Genomic DNA, 16129 nt, shown 5'->3' with positions numbered 1-16129 from the left:
TCCATGAACGGGAAGGGCATTCGATGCCGAAATTCTCGTGGCGGATTTACCGGCCATTAACCCTAACGGATCGATAACATCGGCCAACGGTGATCGTTTCCGGAGCCCCTGACCGCATGTCGACCGCAGCCAACAAGAGAACAAGCGTCTTCGCCGTGGCGATCCTGTCGGCGCTCGTCGGCGGTTGCACGAACTACCAGCCCGCCCCCAAAGGCTTCAGCCAGGCCACGGTGCAGCCCTATCGGCTGGACAGCGGCGATCGCTTGCGCATCAACGTCTTCGAACAGGCAAGCCTCAGCGGCAGCTATACGGTCGATCAGGCCGGCTATGTCGCCTTCCCGCTGATCGGGGCCGTTCCGTCGCGCGGGCATACGCTTCCGGAACTGGAGGGGATGATCGCGGCGAAGCTGCGCCAGGGCTTCCTCAAGGATCCGGACGTCACGATCGAGGTCGACCGCTACCGCTCCGTGTTCATCATGGGCGAAGTGGGACAAGCCGGCCAATACGCCTACGTTCCGGGGATGACGGTACAGAATGCGATCGCCGTCGCAGGCGGCTTCACGCCACGCGCCAACCAGGCGACCGCCGACATCACCCGCAAGATCAACGGCCGCATCATCACCGGACGCGTTCCGGTGACCGACCCGGTTCTCGCCGGCGACACCGTCTATATACGCGAACGTCTGTTCTGATCGCCATGAGCGAACGCCCCCTGCGCATTCTTCATTGCTTCAGATCCCCGGTCGGCGGCATATTCCGGCACGTGCGCGACCTTGCCGAAGCGCATGCGGATGCCGGACATCAGGTCGGAATCCTTTGCGACAGCACCACCGGCGGGGCCCACGAGGACGCGCTCTTCGAAGAGGTTCGCCCGCATCTGGCGCTCGGCATCATCCGTGTTCCAATCCATCGTTCGATCGGGGCATCGGACGCCGCGGCGCTTTGGCGCGGCTACAAGGAAATCAGAAGTTTGCAACCGGATGTATTGCACGGCCACGGCGCCAAGGGCGGCGTGCTGTCGCGCATCGTCGGTTCAGCCCTGCGGGTCAACAAGTATCGCGTAGCCCGCCTCTATTCGCCCCATGGGGGCAGCCTTCACTTCGAGCGCCGGTCCCTGGCTGGTTCGCTCATTCTGCGCGTCGAGCGCCTGCAGGAACGCCTGACCGACGCCCTCGTCTTCGTCTGTGAATACGAACGCCGCACCTACGGCGCCAGGGTCGGCCCTCCACTGGCGCGCAACGAGCTGATCTATAACGGCATCGACGATGCGGAATTCGAACCGGTCGAGACGGGCCCGGGCGCTGTCGATTTCCTCTATATCGGCATGATGCGGGACCTGAAGGGTCCCGATCTTTTTATCGAAGGATTTGCCGCAGCCGAAGAGATCGCCGGCCGCAGGCTTTCCGCCTTGATGGTCGGAGATGGCCCGCAGCAGCGGCAATACGAAGAAATGACCCTGCGCATGGGTCTCGCCGATCGCGTCCGGCTGCTGCCGGCAATGAGGGCGCGCGAGGCTTTCGCTCTGGCCCGCACGGTCGTCATTCCCTCCCGCGCGGAATCCATGCCGTATATCCTGCTGGAAGCGCTCGCCGCCGGAAAGCCCGTAATCGCCACCCGCGTCGGCGGCATCCCGGAGGTTCTCGGGACTGATAGCGAGGCGCTCGTCCAACCCGGCGATGCGGGGGCGCTTGCCCGTCTCATGGCAGACCCCATCCTGGACGCTGGCTGGGCTGCCCGGACGATGCCCGACGCGGACCAGTTCAAATCCCGCTTCGCCGCATCGGTGATGACCAGACACGTGATGCAGCTTTATCGAGACCTCACCGAGGAATCGCTTGTGCCGCAGGGGCGGCTGCGTACAACGTAAGCGTTTCTTAGTGGCTTTCTGCTATCCGGGCGGAGGACTTCAGCGCCGGAAAGCGACCATGAACCAGTTTGACAGGCCAGAGACCTTCGACCCCGAAGCGCTTCGCAAGAAGGTCGCCGAGATCCGCAAGACCACCACCGAACAAAAAAACGGGACAGGGGGAAATGCGGGGCTCAACCCGCTGGCGAAGCAGATCGCCCTTCAGTTCCGTGCGGACACCTACACACCGGCGATGATCACCGGACTTATCCGGCTTCTCGACTTCTGCGCACTTTTTGCCATCGGCTACGGCATCAATGCAGAATATGTCGCGCCGACGCTGGAGCAACTGCCGGTCTATCTCCTTATCCTCGCCGGGGGGCCGGCGCTCGCCGTTGCCGCCATGCAGGTCGCCGACGCCTACCAGGTGCCGGCACTGCGCGCCTGGCTGAGGATGACGCCGCGCGTCCTCGGTGCCTGGACGGCTGCGTTCGGCGTGATTGCGCTTGGCCTCTTCTTTCTCAAATCGGGCCACCTCTATTCTCGGTTCTGGATCGGCGCATGGTTCCTCGCCGGCGGGTTTTTCCTCGTCGCGGAGCGCGCATTCATCGCCTATTCGATCCGTCACTGGTCGAGAAACGGCACCATGGAACGGCGAGCCGTCATCGTCGGTGGCGGGCAGCCCGCGAAGGACCTGATCCGGCAGATCGAGCATCAGCCGGACAACGACATCCGCATCTGCGGGATCTTCGACGATAGAGACGAGCGCCGGTCCCCGAATGTGATTGCCGGCTATCCGAAACTCGGGACGGTGGACGAACTGGTCGAATTCGCCCGTCTCGCCCGCATCGACATGCTGATCATCTCGCTGCCGCTGACTGCGGAAAAGCGCATCCTCGCACTCCTCAGAAAGCTGTGGGTGCTTCCGGTCGACATTCGGCTCGCGGCGCACGCCAACAATCTCCGTTTCCGCCCACGCAGCTATTCGCATGTCGGGCAGGTCCCGATGCTCGACATCTTCGACAAGCCGATCGCAGACTGGGATTCCGTCGCCAAGCGCTGCTTCGATATCTTTTTCAGTCTCGTGGCGCTCGCTTTGCTCTGGCCCGTCATGCTCGCTGCCGCCGTCGCGGTGAAGGTCACCTCGCCCGGTCCGATCATCTTCAAGCAACACCGCCACGGCTTCAACAACGAGACCATAGAGGTCTACAAGTTCCGCTCGATGTACACGCATATGAGCGACCCGACCGCGCGCAACGCCGTAACCAAGAACGACCCTCGCGTAACCCCCGTCGGACGCTTCCTGCGCAAGTCTTCGATCGACGAGTTGCCTCAGTTCTTCAATGTCCTGAAAGGCGAGCTCTCGCTCGTCGGGCCGCGTCCCCACGCCGTGCTCGCGCAGACGAAGGACCGCACCTATTCCGATGTCGTCGAAGGCTATTTTGCCCGCCACCGCGTCAAGCCGGGAGTGACCGGCTGGGCTCAGATCAACGGCTGGCGCGGTGAGATCGACAACGACGAAAAGATCCGGTTCCGAACGGCATTCGACCTCTACTATATCGAGAACTGGTCGCTGCTGCTCGACCTGAAGATTCTCATCCTCACGCCGTTTCGGCTGCTGAACACGGAAAACGCCTATTGACCGCCGTCACCGCATCGCGGCCGGCTATCCTTCGCCCGCAGCTTGCCGCGATTTCGCTCGTCGGCTCCTGCCTGGTGACGATCGGCGTCTTCCTGTCCGGGTTCGTCATCGCCGAGCCCGCGCCCTACGAGATCTTCATGGCGGGGCTCATCGGCCTCTGGGCGCTTTTCGGCCTCAGGATCTCCCGTGCCACGGCTCCGCTCACGGTCCTTCTCGCCCTGTTCATGATCGGCGGCATCCTGTCGCTGACGGTGATGGCCGACCTTGGGACCGGTCCGATGTATATGGCCGTTACCGGCTTCCTCTGCCTCACGGCGGTGTTTTTTGCGGCCATCATCGAAGAGAGCTACCGGCGCCTGCCGCTCATCCTCAACGCCTGGGTGGCAGCCGCAGTCATCACCGCCCTCCTCGGCGTCCTCGGCTATTTCGGCGCGATACCGGGTGCGGCGAACTTCACGCTGTATGATCGGGCAAAGGGAGCGTTTCAGGACCCGAATGTCTTCGGACCGTTTCTCGTAGCCCCCACCCTCTACCTCCTTCACGGCCTGCTTACGCAGCCGATCAGCCGGGCGCCCCTGAAGGTCGCCGGGCTGCTGGTGCTCACGCTCGGCGTGTTCCTCTCCTTCTCGCGCGCGGCCTGGGCTCTCGACCTCTTCTGCGTCGTCGCTCTCGTCTTCGTCATGCTGCTCAAGCAGCGCAGCGGTCTCTTCCGCCTCCGGATTCTCGTGCTGACCCTCTCCGGCGCCCTGTTCGTGGTGGCAGCACTCGTGGTCGCCCTGCAGTCGGACCAGGTTGCCTCTCTCTTCTCGAGCCGCACGCAGCTCGTTCAGGATTATGACGGCGGACATCTCGGGCGTTTCGACCGGCACCGGATCGGCTTTCTGATGGCCATGGAAAAGCCGCTCGGCATCGGCCCCATGGTGTTCAGCACCATGTTTCCTGAAGACGAGCACAACGTGCTTCTGAAGAGCCTGACATCCTATGGATGGCTCGGCTTCGTCGCCTATGTCACGCTCATCCTCTGGACGCTGTCGCTCGGCTTTCGGTTTCTGCTGCTCGAGAGGCCGTGGCAACCATATATGATGATCGCCTGGATCACGCTTATCGGCCATGTCGGTATCGGCAACGTGATCGACACCGACCACTGGCGCCATTTCTATCTGCTTCTCGGCATCCTCTGGGGGTGCGCCGCGCTCGAATATCGCCATAAAAGGCAGATCCGTTCCGGAACGACCGCATGACCACGGGTAGCAAGCCGCTCGACGCCCCTCTGCGCCTGCTCGAGGTACTGGAACCCAGCGGCGGCGGGTCCGGACGCCACTTTCTCGATCTCTGCCGCGGCATGCATGCGCGCGGTCATCATGTCGAAGCGATCTATTCTCCTGTTCGGGCCGAAGACGGTTTCGTGCGCGAACTCCAGGCACTCGGCCTTCCCGCCATTCACGCCGTCGGCATGTGCCGGGCGCCCGCCCCCTCCGACTGGTCCTGCTTTCGCGCCATAAATCGCATCATCCGCACTGCCGGGCCGTTCGACGTCGTTCACGGGCACAGTTCCAAGGCCGGAGCCCTGACGCGCCTGCGCCTGCCGGGAAGGCACGTGCCGCGCGTCTACACGCCGCATGCCTTCAGGACGATGGATCCGACGCTCGGCCGCAGCGGCCGGGTGATATACGGGGCCATCGAGGCGCTTCTCGCCCGTTTCTTCACCGATCATCTCGTCACCGTCTCCGGTGACGAACTCGCCCATGCGCTGTCGATCGGCATTTCGAAACAGGGCATGTCCGTCATCGTCAACGGCGTCGAGACCCCCTCGACCGGCATGGCGCAGACGGTGCGCGCCAGCTTCGGCATTCCACCTGACGCCTTCGTTTTCGGCTTCATCGGCCGGCTCTCTGCGCAGAAGGCCCCCGAGCGTCTCATCAATGCCTTCGGCAAGGCCGCGTCGGCGATCAGGAACAGTCACCTTGTGATGGTCGGTTCGGGAGAATTGGAGGAAGAGGTCCGCGCCGCGATCGCCGCAAGCGGTTTGCAGAACCGCATCCATCTGACCTCGGCCTTTACGGGCCCTCAGGCGGTGCCCGCATTCGATCTCCTCGTCATGCCGAGCCGCTACGAGGCAATGTCCTATGTGATGCTCGAAGCCGCCGCCGCCGGCCGGCCGATCATCATTTCCGACGTCGGCGGAGCCAGAACGGCCGTCGATCACGGAGAGAACGGCTACGTCGTTCCGAACAGCGAGGACGCCTCACCGCTTGCACAAGCGATGATAGCGGCGGCCGACCCGGATATGTTTCGGCGCCTTGCCAGCGCGGCTTCGGCACGCCGGGACCGTTTTACACTGAAACGCATGCTCGACGAGACGGAAGAGGTTTACCGGCGAATGGCAGCGCAGCGGCGCCGACAGCAGCCATAGGATCGAACCAGCCCAGATTTGGCCACAGACGTTCCGTACATTCCATTGCACTTTATTAGGCATTTATAATTCTATTTATATTGGATAGGGGCAATCATGGGACCGGTAACACTGGTACTAACGGTGTGCCTTATTTCGGCGCCTGAAAAATGCCGTGAGGAGCGCCTGCACCTGGAGATCCAGGAAACGTTGATGCAGTGCACGTTCCGCTCCGCAATGTATGTCAGCAACTGGTCGGGACAGCACCCAGCTCTTAGCGTCAAAAAATGGCGATGCGAGCTTTCAGTGGCGAACAGGAGCATCTAGGCGTCCTACGACGCACCGGAGGACCTGCGGCGCATGCTCGACAACGGAAAATGGATCGGGGCCAGATGAGCCGTTGCCGACGCGGGAGCAGATTTCGATGAATTCTCAAACGCGGCGAGCCTATATCAATCGCTATATCGCAATACATTTGAGATGTCTTTAAAATAGCCCTCGCCAACAGGAGGGCACAGAGATGGAGAAACCTCGGGCCGAACTGCCTCAGAGCGACGAAGACAGACGCGAGTTTCTAAAAGCTTGCGGCCGATTCGCGGCAGTCACGCCACCTGCTGTGACGATGCTTCTTTCTGCCAGCCTCACCTCGGATGCAATCGCTGCATCCGGCAGCGGCAGCTCGAACCTGGGAAAGGGCGACGGAGGCGGGAATAGGGCAAAGGGCGGCAAGGGCGCCAATGGCATAAAGGGCGGCAAGGGCGGAAACAACGCAAAAGGGAAAGCCAAACCCGGCAGATAATGTGCAGCCCTCCAGCATTCAAGGATGAACGCTCAGGCGGGTCTCGTCACCTGCTACAGCCTTCGAAGGCCCCAGATTTGCCTGGGTCGTCCGATCGCCGAGTACCAGCCACGGAAGCGGCATCACGGAGCACCAGCTGCTGCAACGGCTGTTGATGCAGCGCCACGATCAGCAGGCGAAGGACGCAATCGGTGACGATCGGCAGGGTTGGTGGCCGGACGATGATCGAGGCGACGGCGGCAGCCCGCTCCTCCAAACCGAAAAATGGCCTGACACAAATAGAGCTGCAGCGGGGGACTTGCTGCAGCTCCGGTCGCGACGTGTCATCTTCTAGCTGGGGCGCATTTGCCCTGTTCCATTCAAGGGAACCGCTTCGAACGTCGCTTGGACATATTGTACTCTCAGCGGAACAGGAATCAAGGGAAAGCGCCTGTTTTGCCAGCACCGGGGCTCACACTTTTTAAGGCCGGGAATGGCACTCGCCCCATGGCCCGAGGGCGATGTTCCGATAGCCGTGCCAGCGCTTCCCGCCGACGGCATATCGGACCTTGGTCGGGTTTATCGATGGCAAAGGTCTTAGCCGCGCCGCCGAGCGAAACCTTTCAGACCGAATTGGAGTTGTCACCTTCGAGCGGCCCCCAGCCGCTTGGGTGAGTGATGACCTCAGAGCTGTAAAGATTGTCCCTTCTCCGCAGCTCTGAGGCTCCCGCTCCCTACAGCGCATTAGGAATTGATTGATGCAAGACAGAGACGACTACGCGTTGCCGGAGCAAAGTGTCTCACGCGACGAGAACAAGGATTCTGACACTCCAAAGAAAACGATGGCACAGCGGCGGAAGTCAGTGGGAGTGAACCGCGGAGCCGATCACAGTCGTTTGAAGGCCTTGGAGTATCTCGGCAGAAGGTGGTTGTCACATCGATGACAGAGTGAGAGCAAGCGGACTTACTCTCCCCGAAGCAAAAACACAAAGCGCCAGTCGGAACCATCTGTGCGGCCGACCGTTAAAGCCCGTCTCCGGACGGAGCGGCAGCGTCCTCATCTCCTCCCTCGCCCCGAGGATGCTGCCACTTCCGGGCAACTTTGAGCAAACGCTGGCGCAGCTCGATCAACGCCGCAACCGGGCGCCGTCTCGAAGGAGATGGGGAGGAAGAAGGGCGACCGGTATCCGATCACCTATAGCGGGCTCAAGATGCAGCGGAAGCGAATCAGGGCGAAAGCCAAGGTCCGGGATTCCGCGAGGGCGCCTATCATATAGCGTTGAAACCAAAGCGGAAAATGGTCGGAGCGGCGGGATTCGAACCCACGACCCCTTGACCCCCAGTCAAGTGCGCTACCGGGCTGCGCTACGCTCCGACCCGCTTGGTTACAAGCCCGCTCTCATTAGTCGGAACACACGCCCGGCGCAAGGGGGAAAATGGAGCTCGCCCATCACAGGAGGCCGCCGATTGTATCGGAAGCGGCAAGACAACAGTTTTGTGATTTGGATCGATGTCCCGTGCTGGATAAACTGCGCCTGCAAACCACAGGAGAAGCCCGATGAAGAGCATCCTCGTACTTGCAGCCGCCTTCGCTTTATCGGCGACGGCAGCGTCAGCCGATTGCCTGGGCCATTCCAATACCACGGCATCGATCGACAAAGTCGACAAGGAGATCACGACCGCGAGCGTGGCAAAGGCCGAGCAGTCGACCTCTGACGATCTCCTCCTGAAACAGAAGCATGCACAGCAGTCGACGGAAGAAGCGGCCGAATAAGTCGATAACGACCGAGTTGGGCCTCGGCACTGCTTTCGAGGCCCCCTTCCCGTCCCTTCCCTGCTACCGAACCTGATCGAGCAGACGCTTGCATTCGAGGAGGTCGTAGAGCGCTTCCTGCAGCAGCGCCCGGTCTTCCTTGCCGACCGACGTCTTGCCGACGGTTATCTCGGCATCGTCGCCTCCGGTGCCGAAAGTGAAGAAACGCCGGCTCGCCGGTGCCTTCGGACGGCCGACGATCTGGTCCTCCTCCGCCACGCCCGCCTTGGGCGGCGCCGGCTCTTCGTTGCTGGAAGCGGCAAGCGCCTCGACGGTCGCAAGATCCCCGCTCGCGATGGCGGCGACGAATTTGTTGCCGTTGGCTTTCAAAAGCTTCTGCACACCCTTGATTGTATAGCCGTGATCGTAGAGGAGGTGGCGTATGCCCTTGAGCAGGTCGACATCCTCGGGGCGATAATAGCGGCGCCCGCCACCGCGCTTCATCGGCTTGATCTGCTGGAACCGGGTTTCCCAGAAACGAAGCACGTGTTGGGGGAGATCGAGTTCGTCCGCAACCTCGCTGATGGTGCGGAAAGCATCCGGGCTTTTCTCCATGTGGTCCCCATCTCCATAAGGCGCGTCGGGATCTGAACCGATTCCTGCGACGTGTTTTACGTCCTCTGTCTGCGTATCCGCCATCAAACCGCTGCGCGGACCGGAGCTTTCAGCGTTTCATGGAAAGACTGAAACCTTCTAAGTCCTTGAAGCTCCGCACTTCCGCACGGAAAACCGCTAAGCACTTTTCCGGGCAACGCTTCGGGCGGCACTTGCTCGCCGCGCAAGATCGGCTACGCGACGCACGGATCGTCAGGCGATGATTACACGAATCATGCCTATTTCAATGGCTTATGGATGGGTTTTCAACCACATTTGTGGTGGTCGACGGCGCTTCAGCCGGCCGGATTGGACGGCTTCAACTTGGACTTGCGGCTCAGATGCGCCTTCAGGACCCGCTGCTTCAGGACATTCGAAGCCTTGAAGGTCATCACGCGGCGCGGAGAAATCGGCACTTCCTCGCCGGTTTTCGGGTTCCGGCCGATGCGCTCGTTCTTGTCGCGCACCTGGAACGTTGCGAAGGAAGACAGCTTCACGCTCTCGCCACGCACGATTGCGTTGCAGATCTCGTCGATGACAGTTTCTACGAGTTCGGCGGACTCCGTGCGAGACAGACCCACCTTGCGAAAAACCGATTCAGCCAAGTCTGCCCGCGTTACTGTTTTTCCGCTCATCTTCCCCCACCGATGTCTGGCATGCCGATCAGCGATTGAAGACTATTGCCCTTGTCTTTTCCGGTCAAGCGCCTGCCGTAATTCATTATTTTCTTACCAGCGAAGAAGAACGGAGCCCCAGGTGAAGCCCCCGCCCATCGCTTCGAGCATTACGAGATCACCCTTCTTGATCCGGCCGTCGGAGGCGGCGGCATCAAGGGCAAGCGGAATCGACGCCGCGGAGGTGTTGCCATGCAGGTCGACGGTAACCACAACCTTTTCGAGAGGGATGCCGAGCTTCTTGGCCGAGCCGTCAATAATGCGGCGGTTGGCCTGGTGCGGAACCAGCCAATCGATGTCGTCGGCGGTCGTCCCGGTTGCCTCGAAAGCCGCCTCGATCACGTCGGTGATCATGCCGACCGCATGCTTGAAGACCTCGCGCCCTTCCATCCGGAGATGGCCGACGGTGCCCGTCGTGGACGGCCCGCCGTCGACATAGAGCTTGTCGCGGTGGGCGCCGTCAGAGCGCAATTGCGCCGTCAGAACGCCTCGATCAGCCTTCGTGCCGGCCCCCTCCTGCGCCTCCAGGACGATCGCGCCGGCGCCGTCGCCGAAGAGCACACAGGTCGTCCGGTCGGTCCAGTCGAGAAGTCGCGAGAAGGTCTCAGCGCCAATGACCAGCGCGCGTTTGGAGAGACCGCCGCGAATATAGGCGTCAGCCGTCGCGACCGCGTAGACGAAGCCGGAACAGACCGCCTGCATATCGAACGCCGCACCGTGCCGCATGCCGAGGCGGTTCTGGATGTTCACCGCGGTTGCAGGAAAGGTGTTGTCCGGAGTGGAGGTCGCGACGATGATCAGATCGATGTCGTCGGGCGTCAGCTCGGCTCTCGCGAGCGCCGCACGCGCCGCCGCCTCGCCGAGAGAGGCGCTCGTCTCCTCCTCGCCTGCGATGTAGCGCTGGCGGATGCCGGTCCGCTGCACGATCCATTCGTCGGACGTGTCGACCCTGGATTCGAGTTCCTTATTGGTCATCACTCGCTTCGGCAGTGCTGCCCCGAAGCCGCGCACGACAGAACGGATCATCTACTCAAACCTCATCATTCATGCCCGCGGAAGGGCTTCGGACGGCTGGGCGCCATGATACCGTGCCAGATCGGCCTCGATCTTCGCCTTCAGGCCGTTCTTCACCATATCGTATCCGACGTCGATGGCCGCGGCGAAGCCCTCGGCATCCGCGCCACCATGGCTCTTGATAACGATGCCGTTGAGACCGAGGAAAACCCCGCCATTGACTTTTCGCGGATCCATCTTCTCGCGGAGCCGGTCGAAGGCTCCCTTGGCGAAGACATAGCCGACCCTTGCAAGAAGCGTGCGCGACATCGCGGCGCGCAGATATTCGGCGATCTGACGCGCCGTCCCCTCTGCTGCCTTCAGCGCGATATTACCGGAAAAGCCCTCGGTGACTACGACATCGACGGTGCCGCGGCCGATATCGTCGCCTTCGACGAAGCCGTAATATTCGATCCCCTCGACGTCGGCCTCACGGATCAGGCGCCCGGCCTCCTTTACCTCTTCCTGGCCCTTGATCTCCTCCACCCCGACATTTAGAAGGCCTACGGAAGGACGCTCTACTTCGAAGAGCGCCCGGGCCATTGCGCCGCCCATCAGGGCGAAATCCATGAGTTGCTGCGCGTCCGCGCCGATCGTAGCGCCGACGTCGAGAACGATGCTTTCGCCCTTCAGCGTCGGCCAGATGGCGGCGATCGCCGGCCGCTGAATGCCCTGCATCGTCCTCAGACAGAAAACCGACATCGCCATCAGGGCGCCGGTGTTTCCGGCCGAGACGACCACATCCGCTTCGTCGGCGTTGATCGCGTCGATCGCCTTCCACATGCTCGATTTGCCGCGTCCGCGCCGAAGCGCCTGGCTCGGCTTTTCGTCCATGCCGACGGCAATCTCGCAATCATGGAACGTGCTGCTCGCCTTGAGCTTCGGGTGCTTGGCGAGCAGTTCCACGCACCGCGCTTCCTGGCCAAAAAGAACGAACTTTATGTCCGGGTGACGTTCGAGCGCTCTCGCTGCGCCCGGGATGACGACTTCAGGACCATAGTCGCCTCCCATCACGTCAAGTGAAATTCTGACCACGCGTGTCTTATCCTTTTTTCCCGCCACGCAACATGTTTCGCCCCTCAAGCATCAAGCGGCGGCGATCCATGTTCCTTCTGATAGTGGGGCCGGCATGCAATGTCTCGGCGTAGCGGCCCCCTTGGCTGGAGTCGGGCCAAAATACTGCTTTTCGTCGGCGTGACAACCGAATTGTAAGCCGGGGCTCAGCCGTTTCAATCCTTTTTCCAGTCCTTCAGCGCCGCGAACGGGTTCGGCCGTTCGTCATCCGCTGCGGAGCTTTCGATGCGTTCGCCGAAAGCGGCGCCCGGCTTGCGCGGATAGGGATCGATGGCGAGCGCGACGTGCTCGCTGACGACCACGCCGGCATCGATCGTATCGCCTGTGAAGGTATCGGGCAGGTCGGGTCCGTCCGGATCGACGATCATCTCGCCGCCGTCGGCGTCGGCCTGCCGCGCGAGACGTGATCCCTCGGGTACGAGGATCGCCTCCACCGGTTCGCGGATATCAGATTCGACCGGCTCGAGCGTCACGACGCACGACTGGACGATATGCGCACGAACCTCGCCCTTGATCTTCACACCGTCCTTTTTCCAGCGCGCAATCTGCAGGTCGGCGGCAAGGGAAGAGACGCCTTCCACGCGCCAAAGCTCGGCAAGAGCCCGCAGTTCGGCATCGTTCGCCGACATATGCACGGTCACAGGATTTGCCGAAATATGCCCCACCTTCACCGGGTAGGAGAATGCCGGTTTGCTCTCTTGCTTCATGTTCAGACCCTTCCTCGCGCCGGCACCGCTGCAGGGCGGCGGTCGGCACGCTGCCATTTGATCGACGAACGATCGCGGCGCTTTTACGTTCCGGCCGGGGGGATGCGCAACTGACCCGTCTCGACGGCCTCTTCCGTGGTATCCGAGAGTACGGACTCGACCGCAAGGAGGTAGGAGGCGAGGCCCCGCATCGACGGCGCGTCCTCTACGTCGGCGTGAAAATTGCGCCGCAATGCGGCCGCCAGTGCGCCGGCGTCGCGTCCTTCGAGGGCCGCCGCGTAGGATTCGAGGCGGCCATAGAACATGCCGGCAAGTTTCTTCATCTTCTTCGGCACGCTCATGTCGCCGACGCCGAGCTCGCGGATGGAATGGTCGACATCCTCGAAGAAGGCGTCGACAATCTCCTGCGCGATCTCCTGGCCGGCTCGCGCCGAGCTGCGCGTGCGGCGGAAATAAAGGATCAGAATCGCCGACAACATCTCGAAGCGCCCCATGACCGTGTCGGGCACATCGAGGTCGGTATAGAGAAACGGTTGGCGCGCCGCCGCCGTCAGTGCCGCATATTGGCGCTTCACAATCGCAATATTGCCGCTTTTTTTCTTGAACAGTCCAAAAATCATCACAGAGGCCGGCTGGCTTTCTCGAAATCAGGGGCAAGCGCCCATGATCATGTTGCATGATAGCCGAAGCTGGTTTACCGAAGCGGGCACGAATTGCAATGGCCGATCTGCCAATCGTTACTCCAGGGGAGCAGTCCTTGACGAAGCGGTATTTGACGACAAACCTCAAAGTCCTGGGCCGTGCCGTGCTCGTGGCTTCCCTGTGTACTACCGCCCTTTCCGCCTGCATGTCCGCGAATGTGGGTGAAGTCCTGCATCAGGGCTATGTCGTCGACCAGGAAACGCTGGCACTCGTGCCGGTCGGATCGAGCCGCGAGCAGGTGCTGCTTTCGCTCGGCACGCCTTCGACCACCGCGACATTCGACAATGAGGTGTTCTACTACATCTCCCAGACCCGCAAGCGGCCGGTCGCATTCATGAAGCCGAAGATCATCGATCAGTCGATCCTCGCCGTCTATTTCGACAAGGAAGGCACCGTCAGCCAGCTCGCGCACTACACGTTGAAGGACGGGAAGGTCTTCGACATGCTGTCGCGAACGACGCCGACCGGCGGCAAGGAATCGAGCTTCCTCGGCCAGCTCCTGAGCGGCCCCGGCGCCGGACAGGCCGCCGCGCGCAACCTGTTCAAGGACTTCGGCAAGTAACCGAGCCGCAACGGATCGAAAAAGGCCCGCGAGACCAGGTCCCGCGGGCCTTCTGTTTTCCAAGACGCCTGCGTCAGGCCAGGACGGCGAGCAGGAGAAGGGCCACGATATTGGTGATCTTGATCGCGGGGTTGACCGCCGGACCGGCGGTATCCTTGTAGGGATCGCCGACGGTGTCACCCGTCACCGAGGCCTTGTGCGCTTCGGATCCCTTCATATGGCGCGTGCCGTTGCGGTCGACGAAGCCGTCTTCGAAGCTCTTCTTGGCATTGTCCCAGGCACCGCCGCCGGACGTCATCGAGATGGCCACGAAGAGGCCGTTGACGATCACGCCGAGGAGCGAGGCACCGAGCGCAGCGAAGGCGGACGCCTTCGAGCCGGAGATCAGCAGCACGCCGAAATAAACGACGATCGGCGCCAGCACCGGCAGCAGCGACGGGATGATCATTTCGCGGATCGCCGCCTTCGTCAGCATGTCGACGGCCCGGCCATAGTCCGGCCGATCCTTGCCTTCCATGATGCCGGGCTTTTCCTTGAACTGACGACGAACCTCCTCGACGACGGCGCTCCCGGCACGGCCGACGGCGGTCATTGCGATGCCGCCGAAGAGATAGGGGATGAGACCGCCGAAGATCAGCCCGGCGACGACGTAAGGATTGGACAGATCGAAGGAGATCGTCCCCACGTCGGCGAAATAGGGATGCTTGTCGCCATTGGCGGCGAAATAGGCAAGATCGTTGGAATAGGCCGCGAAGAGTACCAGGGCACCAAGGCCCGCCGAACCGATCGCATAACCCTTGGTCACGGCCTTGGTGGTGTTGCCGACGGCGTCCAACGCGTCGGTCGACTTGCGGACCTCGGGCGGCAGATGCGACATCTCGGCAATCCCGCCGGCATTGTCGGTCACGGGACCGAAGGCGTCGAGCGCTACGATCATGCCGGCAAGACCGAGCATGGCGGTCACGGCGATGGCCGTCCCGAAGAGGCCGGCGAACTGGAAGGTCGCGATGATGCCGCCGACGATGACGATTGCCGGCAAGGCCGTCGATTCGAGGGACACGGCGAGACCCTGGATCACGTTGGTGCCGTGGCCGGTGACCGAGGCCTGCGCGATCGAGTTCACAGGCCGCTTGTTCGTCCCCGTATAATATTCGGTGATCACGACGATCAGCGCGGTGACGATAAGGCCGATGATGCCGCAGAGAAACAGATTCCAGCCGGTGATGTCCATGCCCGCGACCGTTCCGATCGAACCCCATCCGATCGTCAGCGATGTCGCCGCGCCAAGGCCGAGGATCGACAGAGCGCCCGTAACGATCAGCCCGCGATAAAGCGCGCCCATGATCGAGGCGTTGGCGCCGAGCTTGACGAAGAAGGTGCCGATGATCGAGGTGATGATGCAGGCCGCGCAGATCGCCAGAGGATAAGTCATGACGGTTGCGAGCATCGGGGTCCCTGCGAAGAAGATCGATGCAAGCACCATCGTCGCAACGACGGAAACCGCATAGGTCTCGAACAGGTCGGCGGCCATGCCGGCGCAATCGCCGACATTGTCGCCGACGTTGTCGGCGATCGTCGCCGGGTTGCGCGGATCGTCCTCGGGGATACCCGCTTCCACCTTGCCGACGAGGTCGCCGCCGACATCGGCGCCTTTCGTGAAGATGCCGCCGCCGAGACGGGCGAAGATCGAAATCAGCGACGCCCCGAAGCCGAGCGCGACAAGCGCATCGATGACCTCGCGCGCGGCCGGCTCATGCCCCAGGCCCGCGGTGAGTATGAGATAGTAGACCGAGACGCCCAGGAGGGCGAGGCCGGCCACCAGCATGCCGGTGATTGCACCGGATTTGAACGCGATGTCGAGACCGGAGGCGAGGCTGACCGAGGCGGCCTGGGCCGTACGGACGTTGGCCCTGACCGAAACATGCATGCCGATGAAGCCTGCGGCACCCGAGAGCACCGCACCGATAAGGAAGCCGATGGCGGCTGCACCCGACAACAGGACCCATGCGGCGATGAAAACGACGACGCCGACGATGGCGATGGTTGTGTACTGACGCGTGAGGTAGGCCTGCGCCCCCTCTCTGATAAAACCTGCGATTTCTTGCATGCGGGCATTCCCCTGGTCGGCGGCAAGCACCGACCTTGTCGCCCAGATGGCATAGACCACCGAAAGCAACCCGCATGCGATAACGCCCAACAATATGGTCATTTCGCACTTTCCTCCGTTACAACCTGCGGGCTCATCCCTGCCGCAGGCCCCTCTCCGCGAATCACACGCCGCCTCCTCAAGCG

The 16129-nt window shown here is 62.0% G+C and carries 17 protein-coding genes and 1 tRNA gene; 10 read left to right on the top strand and 8 right to left on the bottom strand.

Annotated elements, in window-relative coordinates:
- The first annotated feature begins 116 nt into the window (after positions 1-116).
- From AC6CIG_RS11190 to AC6CIG_RS11155, 8 genes are all read left to right on the top strand, one after another.
- Positions 117-692, top strand: a complete 576-nt coding sequence (locus AC6CIG_RS11190; protein WP_018094818.1) for a polysaccharide biosynthesis/export family protein — start codon at positions 117-119, stop codon at positions 690-692.
- A gap of 5 nt (positions 693-697) precedes the next feature.
- The gene (locus AC6CIG_RS11185) at positions 698-1867 is read left to right on the top strand and encodes a glycosyltransferase family 4 protein (protein ID WP_437408968.1); all 1170 of its coding nucleotides are present in this window, start codon (positions 698-700) and stop codon (positions 1865-1867) included.
- A 58-nt stretch (positions 1868-1925) separates the two neighbouring features.
- A complete protein-coding gene (locus AC6CIG_RS11180; protein ID WP_437408967.1) occupies positions 1926-3488 on the top strand; it encodes an undecaprenyl-phosphate glucose phosphotransferase in 1563 nt (520 codons plus the stop codon).
- The gene (locus AC6CIG_RS11175) at positions 3485-4729 is read left to right on the top strand and encodes an O-antigen ligase family protein (protein ID WP_437408966.1); all 1245 of its coding nucleotides are present in this window, start codon (positions 3485-3487) and stop codon (positions 4727-4729) included. The genes AC6CIG_RS11180 and AC6CIG_RS11175 overlap by 4 nt, the downstream gene beginning before the upstream one ends.
- Entirely contained in the window at positions 4726-5901 is a 1176-nt protein-coding gene (locus AC6CIG_RS11170) for a glycosyltransferase family 4 protein (RefSeq protein WP_437408965.1), read from the top strand. Before AC6CIG_RS11175 ends, AC6CIG_RS11170 begins: the two co-directional genes overlap by 4 nt.
- A gap of 96 nt (positions 5902-5997) precedes the next feature.
- A complete protein-coding gene (locus AC6CIG_RS11165; RefSeq protein WP_018094813.1) occupies positions 5998-6207 on the top strand; it encodes a hypothetical protein in 210 nt (69 codons plus the stop codon).
- Between the two features lie 193 nt (positions 6208-6400).
- Entirely contained in the window at positions 6401-6679 is a 279-nt protein-coding gene (locus tag AC6CIG_RS11160) for a hypothetical protein (RefSeq protein WP_127709323.1), read from the top strand.
- A 737-nt stretch (positions 6680-7416) separates the two neighbouring features.
- Complete coding sequence (locus AC6CIG_RS11155) at positions 7417-7602, top strand: hypothetical protein (RefSeq protein ID WP_127709327.1); 186 nt, start codon at positions 7417-7419, stop codon at positions 7600-7602.
- A gap of 354 nt (positions 7603-7956) precedes the next feature.
- Here AC6CIG_RS11155 and AC6CIG_RS11150 read toward each other — a convergent pair.
- Positions 7957-8033 (bottom strand) — tRNA-Pro (locus AC6CIG_RS11150).
- Positions 8034-8216: 183 nt separating this feature from the next.
- Here AC6CIG_RS11150 and AC6CIG_RS11145 point away from each other — a divergent pair.
- On the top strand, positions 8217-8432 hold the full coding sequence (locus tag AC6CIG_RS11145; protein WP_018094738.1) for a hypothetical protein: 216 nt from the start codon (positions 8217-8219) through the stop codon (positions 8430-8432).
- A 63-nt stretch (positions 8433-8495) separates the two neighbouring features.
- On the opposite strand, the gene AC6CIG_RS11140 is transcribed toward AC6CIG_RS11145, so the two are convergent.
- The 6 genes from AC6CIG_RS11140 to AC6CIG_RS11115 all read right to left on the bottom strand — a co-directional run bounded on the left by AC6CIG_RS11140 (position 8496) and on the right by AC6CIG_RS11115 (position 13193).
- Entirely contained in the window at positions 8496-9026 is a 531-nt protein-coding gene (locus tag AC6CIG_RS11140) for a MerR family transcriptional regulator (RefSeq protein ID WP_018094737.1), read from the bottom strand.
- A gap of 335 nt (positions 9027-9361) precedes the next feature.
- Entirely contained in the window at positions 9362-9700 is a 339-nt protein-coding gene (locus AC6CIG_RS11135; protein WP_003529278.1) for an integration host factor subunit alpha, read from the bottom strand.
- Between the two features lie 93 nt (positions 9701-9793).
- Positions 9794-10765, bottom strand: a complete 972-nt coding sequence (locus AC6CIG_RS11130; protein ID WP_437408876.1) for a beta-ketoacyl-ACP synthase III — start codon at positions 10763-10765, stop codon at positions 9794-9796.
- Between the two features lie 18 nt (positions 10766-10783).
- The gene (gene plsX / locus AC6CIG_RS11125) at positions 10784-11827 is read right to left on the bottom strand and encodes a phosphate acyltransferase PlsX (protein ID WP_018094735.1); all 1044 of its coding nucleotides are present in this window, start codon (positions 11825-11827) and stop codon (positions 10784-10786) included.
- Positions 11828-12021: 194 nt separating this feature from the next.
- Complete coding sequence (locus tag AC6CIG_RS11120) at positions 12022-12573, bottom strand: YceD family protein (RefSeq protein ID WP_437408875.1); 552 nt, start codon at positions 12571-12573, stop codon at positions 12022-12024.
- An 83-nt stretch (positions 12574-12656) separates the two neighbouring features.
- On the bottom strand, positions 12657-13193 hold the full coding sequence (locus tag AC6CIG_RS11115) for a ubiquinol-cytochrome C chaperone family protein (RefSeq protein ID WP_018094733.1): 537 nt from the start codon (positions 13191-13193) through the stop codon (positions 12657-12659).
- A gap of 137 nt (positions 13194-13330) precedes the next feature.
- Here AC6CIG_RS11115 and AC6CIG_RS11110 point away from each other — a divergent pair, with 137 nt between their 5' ends.
- Positions 13331-13837, top strand: a complete 507-nt coding sequence (locus AC6CIG_RS11110) for an outer membrane protein assembly factor BamE (protein WP_018094732.1) — start codon at positions 13331-13333, stop codon at positions 13835-13837.
- 73 nt (positions 13838-13910) lie between these two features.
- Here AC6CIG_RS11110 and AC6CIG_RS11105 read toward each other — a convergent pair whose 3' ends face one another.
- Positions 13911-16046 (bottom strand): sodium-translocating pyrophosphatase, encoded by a 2136-nt coding sequence (locus tag AC6CIG_RS11105; RefSeq protein ID WP_437408874.1) that lies wholly within the window; start codon positions 16044-16046, stop codon positions 13911-13913.
- Between the last annotated feature and the right edge of the window lie 83 nt (positions 16047-16129).

This window comes from Sinorhizobium sp. GQ132 (genome assembly GCF_059758575.1).
The sequence above is the reverse complement of the archived record's forward strand: the minus strand, read 5'-3'. Positions and strand labels throughout refer to the sequence as shown.